A 25,619-nucleotide genomic window follows, 5' to 3' on the forward strand; every position below is an offset into this window, starting at 1 on the left:
GTCGGGCAGAAGGGATTAATTACCAGCGATATTCATTGCGGGTTTCCCAATCCACGACCTCTTTTTCTGCCTGATCTTTCTGATAACCATAACGTTCCTGGATTTTACCGACCAGTTGATCACGTTTACCTTCAATGACCGTCATATCATCATCGGTCAGTTTGCCCCATTGCTCTTTCACTTTACCTTTAAACTGTTTCCAGTTACCGCCGGCTTCATCTTTATTCATAATCAAGACCTCATCGTTAGGTTGTGAATGAGAGTACGCTCACTTTTCTTCTGAACGTGAGATTAAGTGTAGTCAGGAATTTTACCCAGGATTATTTATTCAGAATTTTTAACCGTCACGTTGCTGCAAACCAGGTACCGTTGCGCCAGTGACGCTGCCAGATAGCTGCCAGAGAAAGCCCGCGCAGCGCCAGAAAGACAGTTAATGCCAACCACAAACCATGATTGCCCAGCCACGGCAGCGTAAGGAGCGTCAGGGCAAAACCTGCTGCAGCTACCGCCATACTGTTACGCATTTCAGCCGCACGCGTTGCGCCTATAAACATGCCGTCCAGTAGATAACACCAGACACCGACCAATGGCAAAATCACCTGCCAGATAAGATAGCGGTCGGCCAGCTGTTGAATCTGGGTTAACGACGTCAACAACGCAATGATGTGTTCCCCTGCCAGTAAATAAATCACCGAAAACAGCAGTGCAACGATCCCCGACTGGCGGCACGCTGCGCGCCAGACCTCCAATAGCTGGCTCCCGTCGCGCGCACCGTACGCCTGACCTGAATGCGCTTCAACCGCGTAGGCAAAACCATCAAGCGCATAGGCGGTAAAGGTGAGTAGCGTCATCAGAACCGCGTTTACAGCGATGATGTCACTTCCCAGTCGTGCGCCAAGTACGGTGATCGCACCAAAACAGAGTTGCAGCAACAGCGAGCGCAGCATGATATCGCGGTTAAGCGCCAGCAAACGGCGGAAATTACCTCGCCAGGCTTTTTTCAGCATTTCTCCGGAGATGCCGCGTATTTTGAGGATTTTACGCACTATTAGCAGACCAATCAGCAATGTTGCATATTCTGCAATAACCGTCGCCAGCGCAGCGCCCTGCACGTTCATATGCAGCCCCATCACCAGCCAGACATCCAGCACTATGTTGAGAATATTGCCGACTACTAACAAAATTACTGGCGCACGGGCATATTGCACGCCGAGTAGCCAGCCAAGTAACACCAGATTCGCCAGCGACGCCGGTGCGCTTAACCAGCGGATTTCAAGAAAGCGCCGCGCCTGTTCCAGCACTGCTTCGCTACCGCCAACAATATGCAGCGCCAGATCGATAATCGGCGTACGCAGCAGCGCAATTAACGCCCCAGCCCCCAGAGCCAACAGCAACGGCTGTACCAGCGCACGGGCTAATGCCTGGGGATTTTTAGCGCCATAAGCCTGTGCAGTAAGCCCGGTGGTGCTCATGCGCAAAAACAGCAACAGCATAAAGAGAAAGCTGGTCGCCGTTGCACCAACCGCCACACCGCCCAGATAAACCGGACTATCAAGATGACCAATAACCGCCGTATCGACCAGCCCAAGCAACGGGACGGTGATATTGGAGAAAATCATGGGTAAGGCGAGATGCCAGAGTGCTTTATCAGATGAAGTGAGGAATGCCATGCAGACAAGCCTGATGAAGAGAGATGAAAAACAAACCGCGACGCCAGGCGGCATCGCGGTCTCAGAGATATGTTACAGCCAGTCGCCGTTGCGAATAACCCCAACCGCCAGCCCTTCAATCGTGAAGCTTTGCTGACGAAGGTCAACGACAATCGGTTTAAACTCACTGTTTTCTGGCAACAGTTCGATTTTATTGCCCTGTTTTTTCAGACGCTTAACGGTAACTTCGTCATCAATACGAGCGACGACGACCTGACCATTACGTACGTCCTGAGTTTTATGCACAGCCAGCAAGTCGCCATCCATAATGCCGATATCTTTCATCGACATCCCGCTGACGCGCAGCAGGAAATCCGCATTCGGCTTGAACAAGGAAGGATCAACCTGATAATGACCTTCAATGTGCTGCTGCGCCAGAAGCGGTTCACCGGCAGCCACACGACCTACCAGTGGCAACCCCTCTTCCTCTTCCTGTAACAGACGAATCCCGCGTGATGCGCCGGAAACAATTTCAATAACGCCTTTGCGTGCCAGCGCCTTCAGATGTTCTTCAGCCGCGTTTGGGGAACGGAACCCCAAACGCTGCGCGATTTCCGCACGCGTCGGCGGCATACCTGTCTGGCTGATGTGATCACGGATGAGATCAAACACCTCTTGCTGCCTGGCCGTTAACGCTTTCATTCCGCCCCCTGGGTGTATATACAGTTATGCTGTGAGTATATACAGCAAAAGGCGATTTTGGAACCATAAACTGCACAATAAACCAGAGATTTATCGAATTCTGGAAGGGTTATCCAAAATGCGACCATAACAGGATGCACCAGGTAATCACGGCGACGATAATCGCGATCAGTACCGCAGCGGACCCCATATCTTTAGCGCGTCCGGAAAGCTCATGGTATTCAGAGCCAATTCGGTCAACCACGGCTTCAATGGCACTATTGAGAATTTCCACAATCATCACCAGCATGACGGAGCTGATAAGCAGCACGCGAGTAATCGCGTCCACATCCAGCCAGCAGGCGATGACCACCGCCAACAATACCGCTACGCCTTCCTGACGGAATGCCGCTTCGTTGATCCATGCCGCGCGTAACCCCTTCCAGGAATAGCCAGCAGCTTTGATAATTCGAGTGAATCCAGTGGTATTATTGGCCATTGAAAGAACCTTTTTACATTATGAGCGTCAATATCAGTGTACCGTTAAATCCGATGATTCGGGTTTGCGTAACGCCGCGCGAAACATGAGCGGATACCACAGAATTTCCCATGAGTTTCTGCTATCCTTGCCGCGCATTTGCATTATTAACCAGAGGCTTTACATCGTTTATGTCCGGCTGGCCACGAATTTACTACAAATTACTGAATTTACCATTAAGCATCCTGGTAAAAAGCAAGTCTATTCCGGCAGATCCTGCCCCGGAACTGGGACTGGATACCTCTCGTCCAATTATGTACGTTTTACCGTACAACTCGAAAGCAGATTTGCTGACGTTGCGCGCCCAGTGTCTGGCACATGACCTGCCTGACCCCTTAGAGCCGCTGGAGATTGACGGCACGCTACTGCCGCGCTATGTGTTCATTCACGGCGGGCCGCGTGTTTTCACCTATTACACACCGAAAGAAGAGTCCATTAAGCTGTTCCACGACTATCTTGATTTGCATCGTAGCAATCCAAATCTGGATGTGCAGATGGTGCCAGTATCGGTGATGTTCGGTCGCGCGCCTGGGCGGGAAAAAGGTGAAGTGAACCCACCGCTGCGTATGCTTAACGGCGTACAGAAATTTTTCGCCGTACTGTGGCTCGGTCGCGACAGTTTTGTGCGTTTCTCGCCGTCAGTTTCTCTGCGCCGCATGGCCGATGAACACGGCACGGATAAAACTATCGCCCAGAAACTAGCGCGCGTGGCACGTATGCACTTTGCTCGTCAGCGTCTGGCTGCCGTTGGTCCACGTCTTCCTGCCCGTCAGGATCTGTTTAATAAGCTGCTCGCCTCCCGCGCCATTGCCAAAGCGGTAGAAGATGAAGCGCGCAGCAAAAAAATCTCCCATGAAAAAGCGCAGCAGAACGCCATTGCACTGATGGAAGAGATTGCGGCGAATTTCTCTTACGAGATGATTCGCCTGACTGACCGTATTCTGGGCTTCACCTGGAACCGACTTTATCAGGGCATTAACGTCCATAACGCTGAGCGCGTTCGCCAGCTGGCTCATGACGGTCATGAGCTGGTATATGTGCCTTGCCACCGCAGTCACATGGACTACCTGCTGCTTTCTTACGTGCTCTATCACCAGGGGCTGGTGCCACCGCATATCGCCGCCGGGATCAACCTGAACTTCTGGCCTGCCGGGCCGATTTTCCGCCGTCTGGGTGCGTTCTTCATTCGCCGTACGTTTAAAGGCAATAAACTCTACTCCACCGTTTTCCGTGAGTATCTCGGCGAACTGTTCAGCCGTGGTTATTCCGTCGAGTACTTTGTGGAAGGCGGTCGTTCCCGTACGGGGCGTTTGCTGGATCCGAAAACCGGTACGCTGTCGATGACCATTCAGGCGATGCTGCGTGGCGGCACGCGTCCGATTACGCTGATTCCGATCTACATCGGTTATGAGCACGTCATGGAAGTGGGTACTTACGCCAAAGAACTGCGCGGTGCAACGAAAGAGAAAGAGAGCCTGCCGCAGATGCTGCGCGGTTTAAGCAAGCTGCGTAATCTCGGTCAGGGTTACGTCAACTTCGGTGAACCAATGCCGTTGATGACCTATCTTAACCAGCACGTACCAGACTGGCGTGAATCTATCGATCCCATCGAAGCGGTGCGTCCGGCCTGGCTAACGCCGACGGTCAATAATATTGCTGCCGATCTGATGGTACGCATTAACAACGCAGGTGCGGCTAACGCCATGAACCTGTGCTGCACTGCTCTTCTGGCGTCACGTCAGCGCTCACTCACTCGCGAGCAGTTAACCGAGCAACTCAACTGCTACCTGGATCTGATGCGCAATGTACCTTACTCCACGGACTCTACCGTTCCTTCAGCCAGCGCCAGCGAGCTTATCGATCACGCGCTGCAAATGAACAAGTTTGAAGTCGAGAAAGACACTATCGGCGACATCATCATTCTGCCGCGCGAACAAGCAGTGTTGATGACCTACTATCGCAATAACATTGCGCATATGTTGGTGCTGCCTTCGTTGATGGCGGCAATTGTCACCCAGCATCGCCACATCTCCCGTGACGTATTGATGGAGCACGTCAATGTGCTTTACCCCATGCTGAAAGCGGAGCTGTTCCTGCGTTGGGATCGCGACGAGTTGCCGGGCGTTATTGATGCGCTGGCAAATGAGATGCAGCGCCAGGGACTGATTACCCTGCAAGATAATGAATTGCATATCAACCCAGCGCATTCTCGCACGCTACAGCTGCTGGCCGCAGGCGCGCGCGAAACGCTGCAACGTTATGCCATCACTTTTTGGCTGTTGAGCGCCAACCCGTCGATCAACCGCGGTACGCTGGAGAAAGAGAGCCGCACCGTCGCGCAACGTCTCTCCGTGCTGCACGGTATCAATGCGCCGGAGTTCTTCGACAAGGCGGTGTTCAGTTCTCTGGTGCTGACACTGCGTGATGAAGGGTATATCAGCGATAGCGGCGACGCCGAACCGGCAGAAACGATGAAGGTGTATCAGTTGTTGGCGGAGTTGATTACATCAGACGTGCGTTTGACGATTGAGAGTGCGACGCAGGGCGAAGGGTAATCAGTGAGAATTGCCGGATGCGGCGCAAACGCCCTATTCGGCCTACCATGATCTGCAAATTCAATAAATTGCGATATGTTGTGTAGGCCTGAGAAGCGCAGCGCATCAGGCAGTTTTGTCCACAAAAAAGCCGGATAATCCTCCGGCTTTTTCACATCATCAAATATGCCAGTAACTCATTGCCAGCCCTAAAAACAGCACCAGGCCAACATAGTTATTATTCATAAATGCTTTAAAGCAGGCTTCGCGCTCGCGGTTAGCAATCAGTTTTTGTTGATAAACAAACAGCGCACCTGCCACCAGAATTGCCCAGTAATATCCCCAGCCTAAGCCATTTAACTCACCGATTATCGCCATCAGCACCAGTACGCCAATCTGCAAAATACCAATAATCAATTTATCGTACTGGCCGAACAAGATTGCAGTGGACTTAATGCCAATCTTCACATCATCATCGCGGTCAACCATCGCATACTGCGTGTCGTAAGCCACCGCCCAGAGAATATTGGCGAGGAACATTAACCAGCAACTCAACGGCACCGACTCACTCACAGCGGCAAAAGCCATTGGAATCGACCAGCCAAACGCCGCCCCCAGCACCACTTGCGGTAGATGGGTATACCGCTTCATAAACGGGTACACCCACGCCAGCGCCAGCGCGGCAATCGACAACAGAATGGTCATCGTATTCAGCGTCAGCACCAGTAAAAACGAAATCAGTACCAGCACGACAAACAGCGCACGCGCCTCTTTCTCCGTTACCGCGCCGCTGGGAAGTGGTCGGTTCGCCGTACGCTTAACATGACCATCAAACTTGCGGTCAGCATAATCATTCACCACACAACCAGCAGCGCGCATCAGCCAGACACCCGCGACAAACACCGCCAGGATCCAGAGCTGGGGAACGCCCGGTGTCGCCACCCACAACGCCCATAATGTTGGCCAGAGCAGCAGTAACGCGCCAATTGGCTTATCCGTACGCATTAAGCGATGAAACGCCAGCAGCTTATTCTGCGTCAGACTCCACTCCATATTTTTTTCCTCTTAGTACAACGGTGACGCCGGTAAAAACAGTTCGGTTAGCAACAGCGGTTTACCGCTTAATCGCAGGCGGGAACGTCGCCCCCACAGTCCGGCATCACGGCCTATCTCAATAAAGTCCCGGGTTAATGTCGATGATGTGAACAGATAGCGTCCTAACGGCGTTTTACCCAATTTTTGTAATGCCAGCTCCGGCCCGCTTAACGTTGACTCAGGAACGACGGTACGACCGGCAAGCCACGGTTCACCATCGGCACATAACAAAATTTCACGTAACCAGTAACGGGACTCTTTCGGCAACAATGGCAGTTCTTCGTGGATTTCATTCTGCCCGACAAACCCTTCGCGGATCATCGTCACGCTCACTGTTTTTCCCTGCTGCTCAAAACGTTTCGTCATGGAATCTTCCAGCAACAACCAGTCGAGCAGTTGCGGATCCAGGGAAGGGATCTCTGTAAAATAGCGCAGCGCACGCAGTTGCGTTAACGCGGGGTGTGACATGCCGAACTCTCCGTTACATAACGTAAAGGCATTGTATCGCAGAAAAGTGTTTACGGGAGATGTATAGCAAATTAAGTGATCTAATGCGCAACAAAAACGCAACAATCGCATGAAGTGATAAAACGCTGTTGAACCTTACGCTTGCCGATGCCCGTGCTGGCAAGAGCAACCATAGGGGCATCACCGCCCGGGATGCCCGGAATGGTGATGTTTTCCTTTACTTACACACCTTTATTCTTTTTATGGATAGCTCGCCAACTTGCAGTAAAAATTGGGAAAAGCGCATGTTCATCATGAGATGTGGAGCCGAAAAGTGTTTCCGGAGTAATATTAACAGGCAGCATTTCATGTCTGGATTTAAAGATATAGGGGGAATTCCAATGGGTATCTTTTGTAGGATTCAACATATCATGTAAGCGCTGGGAGCTTACCACCATAACTGGCCCATCATCGACAGAGGAGAACAGGATAAAGATATTGTCGTTTTGTGTTAATTGCTTGGCGTTAAATGTTCTTAAATAATCGTCAACTTCTTTAAATACAGGTGATATATTATCACTGCGTATCCACTCTTTATAAAGATACCAGGCATTTTCTCTGATAATCTCATCCGATGATCGTAGAGCCTGATCGATAAGTTGGATAAAAAAATTATTATTTTGATCAATCAACCATTTATTCACACGAAATCTATTAATGAAAGTATTCATCTGTGTGACATTAAATTTCACCTTACTAAAACGATGTTGACGCATAAAAATATCGAACTTATCATCTTCATCATGATATAAATAGCTACGTATAATTGGATTGCTCACATAAGGATGATGACTAAATGTGTTTTTCATATTCTCAATAAAGTTTTTATTAACAATATTAAGAATTTTTAATTGTATCACCAGTTTGACTGCCAGAACGGATTTTAATTTCACTGCATTATCAGGCAACGTATTAATCATTTGGATAATGCCATTGATATAACCATCAAGATCTTCATTACCAAATATATCTGAGTAATCAATCGTTAATGCCAATTTCTCTGTAATGCAGCCTTTAAAATTCCCTGTCGACATTCGCACATTATCAAACATAACATTAGTCAGATTCGATTTAATAAATGATATTTCCTTATCAGAAAGAAAATATGCTCTGGTGAAGTGCGAAGCATTAAGATAACATTTATCGAAGTTTGAATTTTTAATCTGACATTCGCGAAAATTACCATGACCAAAGTTACTCTGAGAAAAGTCAACGGTATCAAGAATATTTTGGCTAAAATCAACACATTCGCCACTCGTTTTGAGAAAAATCACATTGTGTAAACGTCGACATTTAAATATGACATTATTAACTGTTGCCTTAGTAAAATTGCAATTCTCAATTTCTTTACATTCGAAAGTTGCATGTTGTAGATTTGACGATAAAAAAGACACCTTCGAAATAACGTCACCTTTAAAATGACAACTTGTTAAATCCAAATCAGACAGGTCAGTATACCCCTGCGCATCTTTATCCATCAGAAAATCACAAGCACATTCTATTTCTTCATTTCTATAAAATTTTACGCTTATAATATCATTACTGATTGAGACTTCACGAAACATATTTATTGCATGATTTTTTTCGTTCCGTTGTTTTATATTTAAAAATATATCACTGATATAAATAAAGTTATCTCTATTTAAACCTGGTACCCCATTAAAATTACGTAGTAAATCAAGATCTAATTTATTATTTCCTTGCACCACATCATGTTTCATCAAAGAGTTATTGCCGCCAGAATTTGTGATATGACCTATCATAAAACCTCTGTATTACAGAAATGAAATAACTGGAAAAGTAGCCTGAGCGTCCAGACACTACCGGCGAAAGGAAAAGAATCTCTGATATGGCATTGAGATAATGCACATTCTTAGTGAAGAAGAAGCGAAGTACTATAAAAAATCGCTCATATCCCAGGAAATAAGCATAAAAAAAGGTGCGCCAGGAGACGCACCAGTTGTTGCAAAATCAGCACTGTGGGGCGTAATTACCCCTTGCCTTTTACACTGCTGATAAAGGTGGAACGGGCAGATGTTGACCCCAGGCGTTCAGCTTCATCAAGCAGTTTTAACGCCTTATCAACATCACCTTTCGCGACAGCGTTTTTGATCGCGGTATTAAAATAACTTTCCGTGTCGTTGAGCATCGGCTCGCTTTTCTTCACCGGTGCCGGAGCGGGTGCAGCCACAGCTGGTGCCGCCGTGTTGCCTACCGTAACCGGAGCTGGAGCGGAAGAACCAAATAGAGGCCCCACCAACACGCTGGAACTGGAGTTCGTTTTCACTTTCAGTTTCAGTAAGCCATCGGTGGTATGACGAGCAACCGGATCGGGAATATCCGGGATCGAGTTACCGACGCCTTTGGCATAGGCTTTAGCCGGGTCGAGCAGTTGGGTCGTCTGCTGGAGATCTTTTTCCGTGGTAAAGACCAGAACATAAAGTTTTTGCTGCCCCAACGCCGGTGTCAGGCGCATAACACCTTCCAGCCGATCTGCACTCATCACGCCTGGTTCCTGGTAGGTGAAATAACTGCTGGGGAAAAAGGCTGATGGGGTCATGTTCTGATCAAGAATCAGCACGTTCGGCGCAAATACGCTGGTTTGTTTGTTCACTTCGCTGGTCAGCGTCAGTGTCAGTTCGCCAATGTTTGCAGGGACGCTGTACGCAGCAACCGGACCACTGATGCTAGGGACGTTGAGTTGTTGGCCACCGGTCGCCAGTTGGGTGGTCTGGGTTTTCGATTGATCGACCGGTGTCCAGGTGAGTTGTTGCAGCGCGGCAGATGGAATGGCTGGCGCGTCACTGGTGTTTTGCGGTACGTAGTTAACTTCGGCAAGGCTGACTCCAGGCACGCTTGCCAGCAACCCTGCTGATAAACAGAGGGCGATGAGACTTTTATTCATTTTCATTGTTTTCACCTCAAAATCTGGAGCTCAGCGGTAGCCAGGCAATAGCGCGCTAAACCCGATAATCAGAGGGGCTTTCGCCCCTTTCAGATAATGACAACCTGTTTTTATGCCGGATGCGGCGTAAACGCCTTATCCGGCCTACATTTGACAGCCGTTGTAGGCCTGATAAGACGCGCAAGCGTCGCATCAGGCGCTGATTGCCGGAAGCGGCGCGAACGCCTTATCCGGCCCAGGTTTTGCTATTACCACCAGATTTCCATCTGAGCACCGAAGGTCCACTCGTCGCTGTCGCCACGTCCGAAGCTGCCGCCGTTGAAATCAGCTGGAACAGCTTTGCCGTAGTATGGGTTGGTTGAAGAGCTACCGTTGTAGTCATAACCCCATTTCTCATCCCACTTGGCGTAGGTTGCGAAGACACGAATAGCCGGGCGTGACCAGATGCTGTCGCCAGCTTGCCATTGTTGTGCGAGGGTAATTTTGTACTGATTGTTCTTGTCACCAGTGCGCTGGGATTCGACGTTGTCGTAGCCGATTTCCATCACGGTGCTCATGATTGGCGTCCACTTATACATCGGGCGAATACCGACGGTCCACCATTTGGTGCCGTTGTCGTTATCCCAGTTGATATCCTGGTACATACCCACGTACATCATGTCCCAGTTGTCGCCCATGGAGATCGCACCATGGTCGAGGATACGAAGCATGTGACCGTTGTTATTGATATTGTAGGCAAATTTTTCGTTATCAAACGCAACGCCAGAACCCTGCGACAGACCTTTACCCTGTGAGGTCATCGAGTCAGTAGCGTACTGAACAACAAACTTGTTAAAGCCCTTCAGGACACTCTGAGTATGTTCTGCAGTGAATAACCAGCCATCTTTCGATGCACCATCAACCAGACGATAGTTATCACGCAGGTTGGCACGACCGTAGTCGACGCCCAGCTCTAACGTGCCGCCCGGGTTGATTTCCATCTGCGCTAAACGTACGTCGAAAACGTCGTTCGCGGTTTCGTTGGTATAGTCATAAATATTATTGCTGGCGAAAGAGGAAGAACCACCAGCTTCAGAGGAGCGGGTTGCTGCCAGAGAGAGTTTACCAAAGCCAACATCGATGTTTTCCAGACCGGCACCAGGACCAGAAATATCCCAGTAGTAGAAGTCGATCATATGAACGTCATGACGTTGGTAGAAACGCTTACCTGCCCAGATGGTGGAGCCTGGCAGCCATTCAATCAGGTTTTTACCCTGCACGTTTGCTTCACGGAAGGCTGGATCGGTAGCTTCCCAGTCATTTTGTTGCGCGACGGAATAGGCCACGTTAGTGTCGAAATAAAAGCTCTTATCGCCCTCTTTCCACACATCCTGACCCAATTTTAATTCAGCATAAGTTTCACATTCGTTGCCAAGACGGTATTTACTTTGAGCACCGGTAGTCTGGAAACACTGTTGTTCGCCGCCGCTACCTGTCCAGCCAATACCGGAACGTGCATAGCCGTGGAAATCAACAGCCATTGCCTGAGCAGACATTACGCCCGCTGCGACGGCAACCGCCAGAGGAAGTTTGCGCAGAGTAATCATCATTCTATCTCCTGAGTCATTGCTTTTCTTTTTTCACATCACCTGTGACAGGCTTTGTGTGTTTTGTGGGGTGCTTAAACGCCCGGCTCCTTATGCAGTCGACGACATGCAGTGCCATCCTCACGGAACAGATGGCAACGCTCTGGCGGCAGGCCGATAGCGAATGTGGCACCTTCTTCTACCAACACCACGTCGTTCTGGCGGTACACCAGGTTTTGACGAATGGAAGGGATCTGGATATGGATTTGAGTTTCGTTGCCGAGCTGCTCGACGACCTGAACTTCACCCTCAAGGATGACGTCAGCGATATCACTCGGCAGTAGATGTTCCGGGCGAATCCCCAGCGACATATTGGCTCCAACCTGGACATCACGGCTTTCAACCGGCAGCCAGACTTGCTGACGATTCGGCATCGGCAGTTCCACCTGCACTTGATCGATTGCGGTGGCGGTCACTTTTACCGGCAGGAAGTTCATCTTTGGCGAACCGATGAATCCGGCGACAAAGCGGTCTGCCGGATAGTGGTACAGCTCCAGCGGTTTCCCAACCTGCGCCACGCGACCGGCGTCCAGCACCACGATTTTGTCGGCCAGCGTCATCGCTTCGACCTGATCGTGGGTGACATAAATCATTGTGCGGCCCAGGCGTTTATGCAGACGGGAGATTTCGATACGCATTTGCACACGCAGTGCAGCATCGAGATTGGAGAGCGGTTCATCGAGCAAAAATACACTTGGCTCGGCCACCAGCGTACGGCCAATCGCCACACGCTGACGCTGACCACCAGAGAGCGCTTTCGGTTTGCGATCCAGCAAATGCGCCAGTTGCAGCACTTCCGCCACCTGGTTGACGCGTTGGTTAATCACCTCTTTTTTTGCGCCTGCCAGTTTCAGGCCAAATGACATGTTTTCTGCTACTGACAGGTGGGGATAGAGCGCGTAAGACTGGAACACCATACCAACGCCGCGTTCTGCTGGCGGTGTGTCATTCATCCGTTTCTCACCGATGAACAGGTCGCCGCTGGTGATCGTCTCAAGCCCGGCAATCATGCGCAGTAAAGTCGATTTTCCGCAGCCAGACGGCCCGACAAACACCACGAATTCACCTTCATGGATGTCGAGATTGATATCTTTCGATACCACGACCTCGCCCCAGGCTTTCGTTACATTTTGCAGCTGTACGCTCGCCATGCCCTTCTCCCTTTGTTACAACCTGTCATCGACAGCAACATTCATGATGGGCTGACTATGCGTCATCAGAAGATGGCTTAAATCCTCCACCCCCTGGCTTTTTTATGGGGGAGGAGGCGGGAGGATGAGAACGCGGCTTCTGTGAACTAACCCGAGACCATGTAAGGAATTTCGTGAAGTTGCTTGCAAAAATCGTGGCGATTTTATGTGCGCATCTCCACATTACCGCCAATTCTGTAACAGAGATCACACAAAGCAACGGAGGGGCGTAGGGGCAAGGAGGATGGAAAGAGGTTGCCGTATAAAGAAACTAGAGTCCGTTTAGGTGTTTTCACGAGCACTTCACCAACAAGGACCATAGATTATGAAAATAAAAACAGGTGCACGCATCCTCGCATTATCCGCATTAACGACGATGATGTTTTCCGCCTCGGCTCTCGCCAAAATCGAAGAAGGTAAACTGGTAATCTGGATTAACGGCGACAAAGGCTACAACGGCCTCGCTGAAGTCGGTAAGAAATTCGAGAAAGATACCGGAATTAAAGTCACCGTTGAGCATCCGGATAAACTGGAAGAGAAATTCCCTCAGGTTGCGGCAACTGGCGATGGCCCTGACATTATCTTCTGGGCGCACGACCGCTTTGGTGGCTATGCTCAATCTGGCCTGTTGGCTGAAATCACCCCAGACAAAGCGTTCCAGGACAAGCTGTATCCGTTTACCTGGGATGCCGTACGTTACAACGGCAAGCTGATTGCTTACCCGATCGCTGTTGAAGCGTTATCGCTGATTTATAACAAAGATCTGCTGCCGAACCCGCCAAAAACATGGGAAGAGATCCCAGCGCTGGATAAAGAACTGAAAGCGAAAGGTAAGAGCGCGCTAATGTTCAACCTGCAAGAACCGTACTTCACCTGGCCGCTGATTGCTGCTGACGGGGGTTATGCGTTCAAGTACGAAAACGGCAAGTACGACATTAAAGACGTGGGCGTGGATAACGCTGGCGCGAAAGCGGGTCTGACCTTCCTGGTTGACCTGATTAAAAACAAACACATGAATGCGGACACCGATTACTCCATCGCAGAAGCCGCCTTTAATAAAGGCGAAACAGCGATGACCATCAACGGCCCGTGGGCATGGTCCAACATCGATACCAGCAAAGTGAATTATGGTGTAACGGTACTGCCGACCTTTAAGGGCCAGCCATCCAAACCGTTCGTTGGCGTACTGAGCGCGGGTATTAACGCCGCCAGTCCGAACAAAGAGCTGGCGAAAGAGTTCCTCGAAAACTATCTGCTGACTGACGAAGGCCTGGAAGCGGTTAATAAAGATAAACCGCTGGGTGCAGTAGCGCTGAAGTCCTATCAGGATGAACTTGCGAAAGATCCTCGTATTGCTGCCACCATGGATAACGCTCAGAAAGGTGAAATTATGCCGAACATCCCGCAGATGTCCGCTTTCTGGTATGCCGTGCGTACTGCGGTGATCAACGCCGCCAGCGGTCGTCAGACTGTGGATGCAGCGCTGAAAGACGCGCAGACTCGTATCACCAAGTAATGCTGTGAAATGCCGGATGCGGCGTGAACGCCTTATCCGGCCTACAAAACCGAAACGTATGTAGGCCTGATAAGACGCGTCAGCGTCGCATCAGGCAGTTGTTGTCGGATAAGGCGTAAATGCTTTATCTGTCCTGGAATGAGGAAGAACCCCATGGATGTCATTAAAAAGAAACATTGGTGGCAAAGCGACGCGCTGAAATGGTCAGTGTTAGGTCTGCTCGGCCTGCTGGTGGGTTACCTTGTTGTTTTAATGTACGCACAAGGGGAATACCTGTTCGCCATTACCACGCTGATATTGAGTTCAGCGGGGCTGTATATTTTCGCCAATCGTAAAGCCTACGCCTGGCGCTATGTCTATCCGGGAATGGCTGGGATGGGGCTATTCGTCCTTTTCCCTCTGGTCTGCACCATCGCCATTGCCTTCACCAACTACAGCAGCACTAACCAGCTGACTTTTGAACGTGCGCAGGAAGTGTTGTTAGATCGCTCCTGGCAAGCAGGCAAAACCTATAACTTTGGTCTTTACCCGGCGGGCGATGAGTGGCAACTGGCGCTCAGCGACGGCGAAACTGGCAAAAATTACCTCTCCGACGCGTTTAAATTTGGCGGCGAGCAAAAACTGCAACTAAAAGAAACAGCCGCCCAGCCTGAAGGCGAGCGCGCGAATCTGCGTGTGATTACCCAGAATCGTCAGGCACTGAGTGACATTACTGCCATTCTGCCGGATGGTAACAAAGTGATGATGAGCTCCTTGCGCCAGTTTTCTGGCACGCAGCCGCTCTACACACTCGACGGTGACGGCACGCTGACGAATAACCAGAGCGGTGTGAAATATCGGCCGAATAACCAAATTGGTTTTTACCAGTCCATTACCGCCGACGGCAACTGGGGCGATGAAAAGTTAAGCCCCGGTTACACCGTGACCACCGGCTGGAAAAACTTTACCCGCGTCTTCACCGACGAAGGCATTCAGAAACCGTTCCTCGCCATTTTCGTCTGGACCGTGGTGTTCTCGCTAATCACCGTCTTTTTAACAGTGGCGGTCGGCATGGTTCTGGCGTGTCTGGTGCAGTGGGAAGCGTTGCGCGGCAAAGCGGTCTATCGTGTCCTGCTGATTCTGCCCTACGCGGTGCCATCGTTTATTTCAATCTTGATTTTCAAAGGGTTGTTTAACCAGAGCTTCGGTGAAATCAACATGATGTTGAGCGCGCTATTTGGCGTGAAGCCTGCCTGGTTTAGCGATCCGACCACTGCCCGCACGATGCTGATTATCGTCAACACCTGGCTGGGTTATCCGTACATGATGATCCTCTGCATGGGCTTGTTGAAAGCGATTCCGGACGATCTGTATGAAGCCTCAGCAATGGATGGCGCAGGTCCATTCCAGAACTTCTTTAAAATTACGCTGCCGCTGCTGATTAAGCCGCTCACACCGCTAATGATCGCCAGCTTCGCCTTTAACTTTAACAACTTCGTGCTGATTCAACTGTTAACTAACGGCGGCCCGGATCGTCTTGGCACTACCACGCCAGCCGGTTATACCGACCTGCTCGTTAACTACACCTACCGCATCGCCTTTGAAGGCGGCGGTGGTCAGGACTTCGGTCTGGCGGCGGCAATTGCCACGCTGATCTTCCTGCTGGTGGGTGCGCTGGCGATCGTCAACCTGAAAGCCACGCGAATGAAGTTTGATTAAGGGAGATAACAAAAATGGCAATGGTCCAACCGAAATCGCAAAAAGCACGTTTGTTTATTACTCATCTGCTACTGCTACTTTTTATCGCGGCGATTATGTTCCCGCTGCTGATGGTCGTCGCTATCTCTCTGCGTCAGGGGAACTTCGCGACTGGTAGCCTGATCCCGGAACAAATCTCCTGGGATCACTGGAAACTGGCGTTAGGTTTTAGCGTTGAACAGGCTGATGGGCGCATTACGCCACCGCCGTTCCCGGTACTGCTGTGGCTGTGGAACTCAGTAAAGGTCGCCGGAATTTCCGCGATTGGCATTGTTGCGCTCTCCACCACCTGCGCCTACGCTTTCGCCCGTATGCGCTTTCCTGGCAAAGCGACACTGCTGAAAGGCATGCTGATTTTCCAGATGTTCCCGGCGGTGCTTTCACTGGTAGCGTTGTATGCGTTATTTGATCGTTTGGGTGAGTACATTCCATTCATCGGCCTGAATACTCACGGCGGCGTAATCTTCGCGTACCTGGGGGGGATTGCGCTGCATGTCTGGACCATCAAAGGCTATTTCGAAACCATCGACAGTTCGCTGGAAGAAGCGGCGGCGCTGGATGGTGCAACACCGTGGCAGGCCTTCCGCCTTGTCCTGTTGCCGCTGTCAGTGCCGATTCTGGCGGTGGTGTTCATCCTGTCGTTTATCGCTGCCATTACTGAAGTTCCGGTCGCGTCGTTGTTACTGCGTGACGTAAACAGCTACACCCTGGCCGTGGGAATGCAGCAATACCTCAACCCGCAAAACTACCTGTGGGGTGACTTTGCCGCCGCTGCCGTGATGTCTGCATTACCGATCACCATCGTCTTCTTGCTGGCTCAACGCTGGCTGGTCAACGGACTGACGGCAGGTGGTGTGAAAGGTTAAAGATGTTGTTCTGCCAATGTTATGCCGCTACACCCTCAACTTACGTTATCCCAACTTGTGACTGTTATTCGGCGCTCTATGGAGCGCCTTTTTTTACTCCCGCTTCAGCCGTTTCGAATTACACAGCCATAAGGTGATCACCAGTAGCAGGATCGCAGCCGAGTAGATCAACACATCCAGTGGTGATTTATGATCGACGATGATCAAGCGCACAATGGCGGTGATCCCGATATAGACAAAGTAACGCAAGGGAAAGTGAAAACCGGACTGAAAGTACTTCACAATCAGCGCGATAAATTCGAAATAGAGAAAGTAAACCACCAGCCCTTCCACCAGCTCATATTTGCTGGCTTGTTCTGGCGCGAACAGCACATCAGCCAGATGCACCGTTTCTTTGCCGAGGAAGACAACCAAAATCAGGCCGAGACACAACAGGCCAAGATTGAGAACGGTCTGCAAAATGGTGGAGATAAACTCCACGCGCGGACGAGAGAGTGACGTCATAGCAGTACCTCCTTCACAATGGCGAGCTTCCTGTATAACGCAAAAATGTGACGGAGATCTATATTTTTTGTGTATGTTTTGTTCAACCTGGATTAAGTGGGCATCTCCCATCAACATCGTATCTGGCAAAACACACAGCCCAAAAAATCACCCATTCAGGTGATTCCCAGCCACCAGCAATGCGCGAAAAATCGACAATGTTCCTCTGGAACAAATGAAACGTAACCTGATAAAGGTGGTAAAAATGAAGCCTTATTTTGCTGCTTTGATGTTATCAGTCTCTGTCCTTCCTGCTTATGCTGGTCCGCTCGGTACTGCTGATAAAGCCGACTTACCGCAAAGCAATGTCTCCAGCCCAATGATGGCCCAGTCGCTCAGGCAACCAGACCTGCAACCAATATCGACGGACAGGAAAACAGAATGTTTTCGCCTTTACACACCAGATCGCAAACCGGGGGTGAACTGCGTTCCTGATGGCTCGACAGGCCATTAAGAATGAAGGTGCCAGTGAGTGCGAAAACTGGCACCTTTCCTCTGACTTAGCGGAAATTGACGCTTCGGTCGCTGGTCATGTCATACAACTGGAACTTACGCCCAAGTTGCTGACCACCGTCACGCGTCAGCGGCGTCCAGCCAATTGCCGCTCGGCTACGAGTCGGGCCAGACGAGAAGAGATCCAACGGTACAGAGATATACACGCCTTTGGTGAAGTCCCCTTCGCCGTACTCCTCTTTCGAAACATTCGTGATCGTGGCATACCCACCCACTACCACGCCGCTGTCAAAGCGTTTGGCGATTTCCAGCGTGCCGCCTTTATCCCCTGCCAGATATTGCCCGACGCTGGCTTTCACTAACACATCCTGAGCGAAAGATGGCGTCCAGTAGGCGGTCAAATGACCAGTTTTCACGCTGTAATCGGTGAATTTCATCATATCTTTCGCGCTACGCCAGTCGCGCTGTTTAACGTAGTTAGCATCCAGACCAAACGCCCAGTTGCTATCCAGCGGGCGATACAATACTTCTGCCCCCGCGCCGCCAAACATGGTTTCGAGATAACCACCGTAGACCTGACCGTAGAAGCCGTTGCCCAGATGCTGGAAATAGTTGGCTTGCAGGTTATTCACATAGACATCATTCTGCACATACTCACGCACATGGGTACGAACGCGCGGTAAGTGCGAGTCCTGCGGTGGATTGGTGTAATTAAACTTGTCGTAATTGTTCGCCAGGTTAGCAAACAGGCTACCGGTGGTCAGCAGATGGTCCGTCAGCCACAAATCCGCCGTTCCCATCACGCCCAACTGGTACATGTAAAAGTTTTCCGGGCCCCCGACCGACTGGTTCAGCACCGGATCGATATGGAAATCAAAGCGCGATTTGTCGATATACCAGCCCTGCTCGGTGGACGCAGGAACTACCGGCTCGACGCGTTTTTGCGCCAGCGTCGTTTCGTGGCCCAACGGCTCTGCGGCGAGATGATTTTTCAGGCTGGCGACATCGGTTTCCGTCGTCACCTGCGGCATGTTAAGGCGATTTTCTGTAACGCGGATCGTCTTGATCCCCTCCGGCAGATCGTTCATCACGATCCGATTAGCACGGATGATCCCTTCACGCGAATCACGATATTTCACCTGCTCACCGGTGACGTACAGCGTATCGCCTTTCGTCTGGATCTGCGGATCGGCCAGTCCGGCGTTGTATTTCAACAGCGTTAACTGATTCGCCACCACCGAATGCTGCAAAATGGCATCCTGCGGCTGCGGTTGATATTGCGGGCGGGCGTTATCGTTGTAGGACGGGCGTAGATCGTTAAAGTTGGTACGCAGCGTGACGCCAAACATAAAGGTGTTACCGCGTTCATAGCTAAGGTTAACGTCGGCCCAATCGGTAACGCGATAAATCGCCCCGACGTTAAACTTACTTTTTTGCTCCAGCTTCCCGGCAAAATCCTGCTGATAATTATTGCCTTCATACTCCAGTTTCAGACGCAGCGGCTGCCAGGGCGTCTGGTATTCCACGCCGCCAAACAGTGAGGCCGGACCGTGGAACATCTGGCTGCCGTCGATAGATCCCGCTTGTTTGTAGCTGTTATCGCGATAGCAATATTTGTCACTGGCTGAACAGAGCGGATTTTTCACGTTACCGCTGGTGCCCAGATATCCCCAGCCCAGGCCGAGCGTAAAATCGAATGGCCCCCAGGCTTTGCTGGCGACAAGATATTCCGCATCGAACAGCCCCGTACCGCCGATATCCCGCGCACCAACCGCTATCTGCGGCAGCCAGTAACTCTCTTCCCATAAACGCAGTTTGAGATCGAAGGCTTTATCTTTATACGTTTGATCACCAGAGAACGCTTCTACGCTGCTGTACTGCCGAGTGCGCACGTCGGTATAACGCAGCGTTGTTTCCAACCACGGGAAGAGTTGCACTGAAGCTGAGTAATAACGGTACTGATCGTTATCGCGATAGTTCAGACTCAACTCCCCTTCCCGCGCCATGCGCGCGGTAGGCGTTTGTAATAATCCTACGCCACCGAAATCCGATTGCGACGGACCAATGGGCGCAGGATATGTTTCGCCGTAGCAAGCCGTGCAAATGCCCAGCGCCAGTAAACTAAGCAGATGTCTTTTTTTCATTATTGCGGTATCCGCTGCGTCAGAGTCTGAAGAATGTCAGCGTTAAGGGCATCAGGCGTCTCACTCCAGACGGAGTCCGCGAGGCCAACATAAATAATGCTGCCGGGCATCGGCTCTACGTGACGCTTGTTCCAGTAAGCCACCGGTGCTTTTTGCGTGCGTCCATCCGGATAAACGACCCACGCGTAGCTGCGATCCGCGCCGCTAAGCAGACTTTGCCCGGAGAGATAGCTCGCCACGTCGCGACCGGGAGTGAATGGCTGATTGCCAGGACGGCTGATAAGCCCGAATAACGTGACCGTGGACGGTGGTGGTCCGACCCACAGCGTGTAGTTGCCCTGCAACGGCGGGTTACCGCGTTCGGCAACGCGCACGATATCAGGATCAAGATTGATTTTTTGTCTGCCCGTCACCTTCAACGCCTGAATTTGCTGGCGTAAGGCGTTAATGGCGGCGGCATCGTCGGTGCTGGATTCTGAGGCCAGTTCTGCCAGCCTTGTCAGCAACGCCTGCTGCTGCCGTAATGCCGCCGCCGTTGCCAGCTCTTCGCTAATCACCGCTCCGGGCCACCAACTGTTTGCGAGCCGCGGTTGACCTACCAGATCAATTAAATGCTCTGCGCCTGTCAGCGTTTTGGCCTCATTGCTGCCATTACTGAACACTTTGACGGTGCCTGCCGCAAAGACCGATGACGCTCCCACGCTCATAATCAACGCAGCAATAGTTTGTTTAATCATTGTTTTGCCGCCTTGATGAGAGTGGTTTTCACCGGGAAATAATCCGCGCCGAGATACTGTTCCGACTGGCGAATTTGCCCTTCGCTGTCGATCCAATAGCGGTTATGCCAGCGTGCCTGGTCGGTGGAGACTTCTTCGTCCAGCACACGAACCGGAGTTTCATCGCTACCGACTTTGACGGTATCGGTGCCATCCCATTTGAAAACCGAGCGTGCGGTGGCGTAGCGCACCTGCTGGTACTCGGTCCAGCCCATCGTGCGCGTCCAGGTTGCGCCATCAACAATTTGTGCGGGTTTTATCAGCGGGTCGGCGGCAAGGTTATTCACTTCAATCAGGTTGTCGCCGCCAAGCAAAGTCTTCACCAGACGACCATGTTGTGTGACGAGAGTGGCTTGATCCTGAGTAACCCATTTTTGTTGTCCGTCTTCAGCGAAGGCCAGCACCACAAACAACTGCGGCCCGCCATTAAGCTGCATGTACTGGCTGGCATAGGGCATATTTTGAATATCATCGTCCGTCAGCTGTACGCCTGGCGTACCGAACAGACTGTCCCACAGTGAATTGCCCAGCTCTTTAGTCGTGGCTGAACAAGCCTGTAATAGCAGGCAGATAAGAATGAGTGCAGGTCGCTTCACGACTCTTCTCCAGAGGGGCAGAATAACCACACCGGAGTGTGGTTATGGTTAATCCCCGTCATACTTCAAGCCACAGATGCGATGACTCGAATTATTTTAGGGATACATACTTTATTACTGGGTACTGGTGGTCGTGGTTGTGGTGGTCCCGGTATTAGAACCATCACCGCCACCGGTTGCCGCGAGCGCGACACCCACCGCCGAGCTTACGGTGCTGACGCTGGTCGCGGAGGAGCTACCCGCCGAAACCGACGTTGCTGCCGCCCCTGCCGCTTCGCCCACCTGTACAGGTGCAGCCCACGCAGAAGTCGCCGCAAGCGCAGATATGGCAAAAATGCCATACAGAACTTTTTTCATAACAATTTCCCTTCATTGAATGAATGGAGATTTACCCAAAAACATTTCGGGCGGGATCGAGTATACACAACTAAAGCATGCGAATTACGGCGTGGGGAATTAGTGATGGAGTTTTAAGATAATTGGAATGAATATCAAATATAAGTTTCAACTTATATATAAATAATATTTAAAATCAAAAATTTAAAACAAAATCAAAAATAATTAACCTACGTATTTTCCGAAATCAATCATGATTAAAAATCTATTTTAGGATTAACCTCACGGTATGATTTTCGTTAAATCACAGACAAGAGGATTTATCTGATAAAACAATGCCGACTTATAGTCGGCATTGTTATTAAGGTTATTTAATTAACCGCGCCACGCTTTATAGCGGTTAATCAGACCATTGGTTGAGCTATCGTGGCTGCTGATTTCTTTGTCATCTTTCAGCTCTGGCAGAATACGGTTCGCCAGCTGTTTACCCAGCTCCACGCCCCACTGGTCGAAGGTGAAGATGTTCAGGATCACGCCCTGAGTAAAGATTTTGTGCTCATACAGCGCAATCAACGCACCCAGGCTGAACGGAGTGATTTCACGCAGCAGGATGGAGTTAGTCGGGCGGTTACCTTCGAACACTTTGAACGGTACCACGTAGTCAAGCGTTGCCGGATCTTTACCCTGATCGCGATATTCCTGCTCAACCACTTCGCGGGATTTACCAAACGCCAGCGCTTCGGTCTGAGCGAAGAAGTTAGACAGCAGTTTCTGGTGATGATCAGAGAGCGGGTTATGGGTGATAGCCGGGGCGATGAAATCGCATGGCACCATCTTCGTACCCTGGTGGATCAGCTGGTAGAACGCGTGCTGACCGTTCGTGCCAGGTTCACCCCAGATAATCGGGCCAGTCTGGTAATCCACAACGTTACCGTTACGGTCTACATACTTGCCGTTGGACTCCATATTGCCCTGCTGGAAGTACGCTGCGAAACGGTGCATATACTGGTCGTACGGCAGAATCGCTTCAGTTTCCGCGCCAAAGAAATTGTTGTACCAGATGCCGATCAGCGCCAGCAGTACAGGCAGGTTTTTCTCTGCAGGCGTGGTGGAGAAATGCTTGTCCATCGCGTGTGCGCCGGAAAGCAGTTCAACGAAGTTATCAAAGCCGATGGAGAGAACAATCGACAAGCCAATCGCTGACCATAAAGAGTAACGACCGCCGACCCAGTCCCAGAACTCGAACATGTTGGCGGTATCAATACCAAACTCACCAACGGCTTTGGCATTGGTTGAGAGCGCCGCAAAGTGTTTCGCAACGTGTTTCTCATCACCTGCCGCTTTCAGGAACCAGTCACGCGCGCTATGGGCGTTGGTCATGGTTTCCTGAGTGGTGAAGGTTTTAGATGCTACCAGGAACAGCGTGGTTTCCGGGTTTACTTTTTTCAGCACTTCCGCGATGTGAGTTCCATCGACGTTAGAAACAAAGTGCATGTTCAGGTGATTTTTGTACGGACGCAGTGCTTCGGTCACCATGTACGGCCCGAGGTCAGAACCGCCGATCCCGATGTTCACTACGTCAGTGATTGCTTTGCCGGTATAGCCTTTCCACTCACCGGAAATAATCGCTTCCGAGAAGGTTTTCATCTTCTCCAGCACGGCGTTAACTTCCGGCATGACATCTTTGCCATCAACCAGAATCGGGGTATTGCTACGGTTACGCAACGCTACGTGCAGTACGGCGCGGTTTTCAGTGCGGTTGATCTTCTCGCCAGAGAACATCGACTTAATCGCACTCGCCAGATCGCACTCTTTCGCCAGATCCTGTAATTTCGCCAGCGTCTCTTCAGTGATGCGGTTTTTGGAGTAATCCACCAGCATCTGATCGTCGAAGGTTGCGGAGAACTTAGAAAAACGATCGCCGTCTTTAGCAAAAAGATCGGCGATCGTAACGTCTTTCATTTCATCGAAGTGTTTCTGTAGTGCCTGCCAGGCCGCGGTCTGCGTTGGATTGATGTTTTTCATTAGCAATACTCTTCTGATTTTGAGAATTGTGACTTTGGAAGATTGTAGCGCCAGTCACAGAAAAATGTGATGGTTTTAGTGCCGTTAGCGTAATGTTGAGTGTAAACCCTTAGCGCGATGAAGCATTTATTAGTTGAACTACTGACCGCCAGGAGTGGATGAAAAATCCGCATGACCCCATCGTTGACAACCGCCCCGCTCACCCTTTATTTATAAATGTACTACCTGCGCTAGCGCAGGCCAGAAGAGGCGCGTTGCCCAAGTAACGGTGTTGGAGGAGCCAGTCCTGTGATAACACCTGAGGGGGTGCATCGCCGAGGTGATTGAACGGCTGGCCACGTTCATCATCGGCTACAGGGGCTGAATCCCCTGGGTTGTCACCAGAAGCGTTCGCAGTCGGGCGTTTCGCAAGTGGTGGAGCACTTCTGGGTGAAAATAGTAGCGAAGTATCGCTCTGCGCCCACCCGTCTTCCGCTCTTCCCTTGTGCCAAGGCTGAAAATGGATCCCCTGACACGAGGTAGTTATGTCTGAAATTGTTGTCTCCAAATTTGGCGGTACCAGCGTAGCTGATTTTGACGCGATGAACCGCAGCGCTGATATTGTGCTTTCTGATGCCAACGTACGTTTAGTTGTCCTCTCGGCTTCTGCTGGTATCACTAATCTACTGGTCGCTTTAGCTGAAGGACTGGAACCTGGCGAGCGATTCGAAAAACTCGACGCAATCCGCAATATCCAGTTTGCCATTCTGGAACGTCTGCGTTACCCGAACGTTATCCGTGAAGAGATTGAACGTCTGCTGGAGAACATTACTGTTCTGGCAGAAGCGGCGGCGCTGGCAACGTCTCCGGCGCTGACAGATGAACTGGTCAGCCACGGCGAGCTGATGTCGACCCTGCTGTTTGTTGAGATCCTGCGCGAACGCGATATTCAGGCACAGTGGTTTGATGTACGTAAAGTGATGCGTACTAATGACCGATTTGGTCGTGCAGAGCCAGACGTAGCCGCGCTGGCGGAACTGACCGCGCTGCAGCTGCTCCCGCGCCTCAATGAAGGCTTAGTGATCACCCAAGGATTTATCGGCAGCGAAAGTAAAGGTCGTACAACGACGCTTGGCCGTGGAGGCAGCGATTATACGGCAGCCTTGCTGGCGGAGGCCTTACACGCTTCTCGTGTTGATATCTGGACCGATGTCCCAGGCATCTACACCACCGATCCACGCGTGGTCACCGCAGCAAAACGTATTGATGAAATCGCGTTTGCCGAAGCGGCAGAGATGGCAACTTTTGGTGCAAAAGTACTGCATCCGGCAACATTGCTACCCGCAGTACGCAGCGATATTCCGGTGTTTGTCGGCTCCAGTAAAGACCCACGTGCAGGTGGTACGCTGGTGTGCAATAAAACTGAAAATCCGCCGCTGTTCCGTGCCCTGGCGCTTCGTCGTAATCAGACTCTGCTCACTTTGCACAGCCTGAATATGCTGCATTCTCGCGGTTTCCTCGCGGAAGTTTTCGGCATTCTCGCGCGGCATAATATTTCGGTGGATCTCATCACCACCTCCGAAGTGAGCGTGGCGTTGACACTTGATACCACCGGTTCCACCTCCACTGGCGATACATTGCTGACGCAATCCCTGCTGATGGAGCTGTCTGCACTATGCCGGGTAGAAGTGGAAGAAGGTCTGGCACTGGTCGCGTTAATTGGTAATGACCTGTCAAAAGCCTGCGGCGTTGGCAAAGAGGTATTTGGCGTACTGGAACCGTTTAACATCCGCATGATTTGCTACGGCGCATCCAGCCATAACCTGTGCTTCCTGGTGCCCGGCGAAGATGCCGAGCAGGTGGTGCAGAAGCTGCATTTTAATTTGTTTGAGTAAACACAGTATGGCCCGAAAGACATTATTTC

22 protein-coding genes and 1 riboswitch are annotated in these 25,619 nt (G+C 50.8%); of the genes, 6 read left to right on the forward strand and 16 right to left on the reverse strand.

Translation table 11 applies throughout. The annotated features are described in order from the left end of the window. Positions 1-19: 19 nt before the first annotated feature. The 4 genes from FQ015_RS08320 to dgkA all read right to left on the reverse strand — a co-directional run bounded on the left by FQ015_RS08320 (position 20) and on the right by dgkA (position 2,829). Entirely contained in the window at positions 20-229 is a 210-nt protein-coding gene (locus FQ015_RS08320; protein WP_001030595.1) for a CsbD family protein, read from the reverse strand. Between the two features lie 115 nt (positions 230-344). Next, a complete protein-coding gene (gene dinF / locus FQ015_RS08325; protein WP_039020364.1) occupies positions 345-1,670 on the reverse strand; it encodes an MATE family efflux transporter DinF in 1,326 nt (441 codons plus the stop codon). A gap of 72 nt (positions 1,671-1,742) precedes the next feature. Then, a complete protein-coding gene (gene lexA / locus FQ015_RS08330) occupies positions 1,743-2,351 on the reverse strand; it encodes a transcriptional repressor LexA (protein ID WP_044694886.1) in 609 nt (202 codons plus the stop codon). 109 nt (positions 2,352-2,460) lie between these two features. Next, positions 2,461-2,829: a diacylglycerol kinase gene (dgkA, locus tag FQ015_RS08335; protein ID WP_000002907.1), complete on the reverse strand. Its 369-nt coding sequence runs from the start codon at positions 2,827-2,829 to the stop codon at positions 2,461-2,463. A gap of 170 nt (positions 2,830-2,999) precedes the next feature. On the opposite strand from dgkA, the gene plsB reads away from it, so the two are divergent. After that, a complete protein-coding gene (plsB, locus tag FQ015_RS08340; RefSeq protein WP_105277369.1) occupies positions 3,000-5,423 on the forward strand; it encodes a glycerol-3-phosphate 1-O-acyltransferase PlsB in 2,424 nt (807 codons plus the stop codon). Positions 5,424-5,582: 159 nt separating this feature from the next. Here plsB and ubiA read toward each other — a convergent pair whose 3' ends face one another. The 6 genes from ubiA to malK form a co-directional block, all read right to left on the reverse strand. Further along, complete coding sequence (gene ubiA, locus FQ015_RS08345; protein WP_160523946.1) at positions 5,583-6,455, reverse strand: 4-hydroxybenzoate octaprenyltransferase; 873 nt, start codon at positions 6,453-6,455, stop codon at positions 5,583-5,585. Positions 6,456-6,467: 12 nt separating this feature from the next. After that, positions 6,468-6,965, reverse strand: coding sequence for a chorismate lyase (gene ubiC, locus FQ015_RS08350; RefSeq protein WP_001353542.1), 498 nt, complete (start codon positions 6,963-6,965; stop codon positions 6,468-6,470). A gap of 221 nt (positions 6,966-7,186) precedes the next feature. After that, positions 7,187-8,767 (reverse strand): SopA family protein, encoded by a 1,581-nt coding sequence (locus FQ015_RS08355; RefSeq protein WP_160523947.1) that lies wholly within the window; start codon positions 8,765-8,767, stop codon positions 7,187-7,189. 227 nt (positions 8,768-8,994) lie between these two features. Then, on the reverse strand, positions 8,995-9,915 hold the full coding sequence (gene malM / locus FQ015_RS08360; RefSeq protein ID WP_160523948.1) for a maltose operon protein MalM: 921 nt from the start codon (positions 9,913-9,915) through the stop codon (positions 8,995-8,997). Positions 9,916-10,157: 242 nt separating this feature from the next. Further along, positions 10,158-11,498, reverse strand: a complete 1,341-nt coding sequence (gene lamB / locus FQ015_RS08365) for a maltoporin LamB (RefSeq protein ID WP_160523949.1) — start codon at positions 11,496-11,498, stop codon at positions 10,158-10,160. 71 nt (positions 11,499-11,569) lie between these two features. After that, positions 11,570-12,685: a maltose/maltodextrin ABC transporter ATP-binding protein MalK gene (gene malK, locus FQ015_RS08370; RefSeq protein WP_000179165.1), complete on the reverse strand. Its 1,116-nt coding sequence runs from the start codon at positions 12,683-12,685 to the stop codon at positions 11,570-11,572. A gap of 364 nt (positions 12,686-13,049) precedes the next feature. On the opposite strand from malK, the gene malE reads away from it, so the two are divergent. From malE to malG, 3 genes are all read left to right on the forward strand, one after another. Then, positions 13,050-14,240, forward strand: a complete 1,191-nt coding sequence (gene malE, locus FQ015_RS08375) for a maltose/maltodextrin ABC transporter substrate-binding protein MalE (protein WP_000695389.1) — start codon at positions 13,050-13,052, stop codon at positions 14,238-14,240. A gap of 153 nt (positions 14,241-14,393) precedes the next feature. After that, the gene (gene malF, locus FQ015_RS08380; protein ID WP_001353545.1) at positions 14,394-15,938 is read left to right on the forward strand and encodes a maltose ABC transporter permease MalF; all 1,545 of its coding nucleotides are present in this window, start codon (positions 14,394-14,396) and stop codon (positions 15,936-15,938) included. A gap of 14 nt (positions 15,939-15,952) precedes the next feature. Beyond that, positions 15,953-16,843 (forward strand): maltose ABC transporter permease MalG, encoded by an 891-nt coding sequence (malG, locus tag FQ015_RS08385; RefSeq protein ID WP_001252058.1) that lies wholly within the window; start codon positions 15,953-15,955, stop codon positions 16,841-16,843. Positions 16,844-16,936: 93 nt separating this feature from the next. On the opposite strand, the gene psiE is transcribed toward malG, so the two are convergent. Continuing rightward, on the reverse strand, positions 16,937-17,347 hold the full coding sequence (psiE, locus tag FQ015_RS08390; RefSeq protein WP_000202899.1) for a phosphate-starvation-inducible protein PsiE: 411 nt from the start codon (positions 17,345-17,347) through the stop codon (positions 16,937-16,939). 214 nt (positions 17,348-17,561) lie between these two features. Between psiE and FQ015_RS08395 the strand changes: the two genes are divergently transcribed. After that, a complete protein-coding gene (locus FQ015_RS08395; RefSeq protein ID WP_001295279.1) occupies positions 17,562-17,840 on the forward strand; it encodes a periplasmic protein in 279 nt (92 codons plus the stop codon). 46 nt (positions 17,841-17,886) lie between these two features. Here FQ015_RS08395 and FQ015_RS08400 read toward each other — a convergent pair whose 3' ends face one another. From FQ015_RS08400 to pgi, 5 genes are all read right to left on the reverse strand, one after another. Then, positions 17,887-19,983: a YjbH domain-containing protein gene (locus tag FQ015_RS08400; RefSeq protein ID WP_039020360.1), complete on the reverse strand. Its 2,097-nt coding sequence runs from the start codon at positions 19,981-19,983 to the stop codon at positions 17,887-17,889. Then, on the reverse strand, positions 19,983-20,720 hold the full coding sequence (locus FQ015_RS08405; RefSeq protein ID WP_039020359.1) for a capsule biosynthesis GfcC family protein: 738 nt from the start codon (positions 20,718-20,720) through the stop codon (positions 19,983-19,985). The genes FQ015_RS08400 and FQ015_RS08405 overlap by 1 nt, the downstream gene beginning before the upstream one ends. Further along, entirely contained in the window at positions 20,717-21,355 is a 639-nt protein-coding gene (locus FQ015_RS08410; RefSeq protein ID WP_001296632.1) for a YjbF family lipoprotein, read from the reverse strand. Before FQ015_RS08410 ends, FQ015_RS08405 begins: the two co-directional genes overlap by 4 nt. Before the next feature lie 114 nt (positions 21,356-21,469). Further along, positions 21,470-21,712 (reverse strand): exopolysaccharide production protein YjbE, encoded by a 243-nt coding sequence (yjbE, locus tag FQ015_RS08415; RefSeq protein WP_000757329.1) that lies wholly within the window; start codon positions 21,710-21,712, stop codon positions 21,470-21,472. Positions 21,713-22,066: 354 nt separating this feature from the next. Further along, positions 22,067-23,716 (reverse strand): glucose-6-phosphate isomerase, encoded by a 1,650-nt coding sequence (gene pgi / locus FQ015_RS08420; RefSeq protein WP_000790001.1) that lies wholly within the window; start codon positions 23,714-23,716, stop codon positions 22,067-22,069. A 236-nt stretch (positions 23,717-23,952) separates the two neighbouring features. Further along, positions 23,953-24,149, forward strand: a riboswitch (Lysine riboswitch). A gap of 91 nt (positions 24,150-24,240) precedes the next feature. Here pgi and lysC point away from each other — a divergent pair. Beyond that, positions 24,241-25,590, forward strand: coding sequence for a lysine-sensitive aspartokinase 3 (gene lysC, locus FQ015_RS08425; protein WP_001290305.1), 1,350 nt, complete (start codon positions 24,241-24,243; stop codon positions 25,588-25,590). The last annotated feature ends 29 nt before the right edge of the window (positions 25,591-25,619 follow it).

The organism is Escherichia sp. HH26CH (assembly GCF_009820205.1).
Taxonomy (GTDB): Bacteria; Pseudomonadota; Gammaproteobacteria; order Enterobacterales; family Enterobacteriaceae; genus Escherichia; species Escherichia coli_F.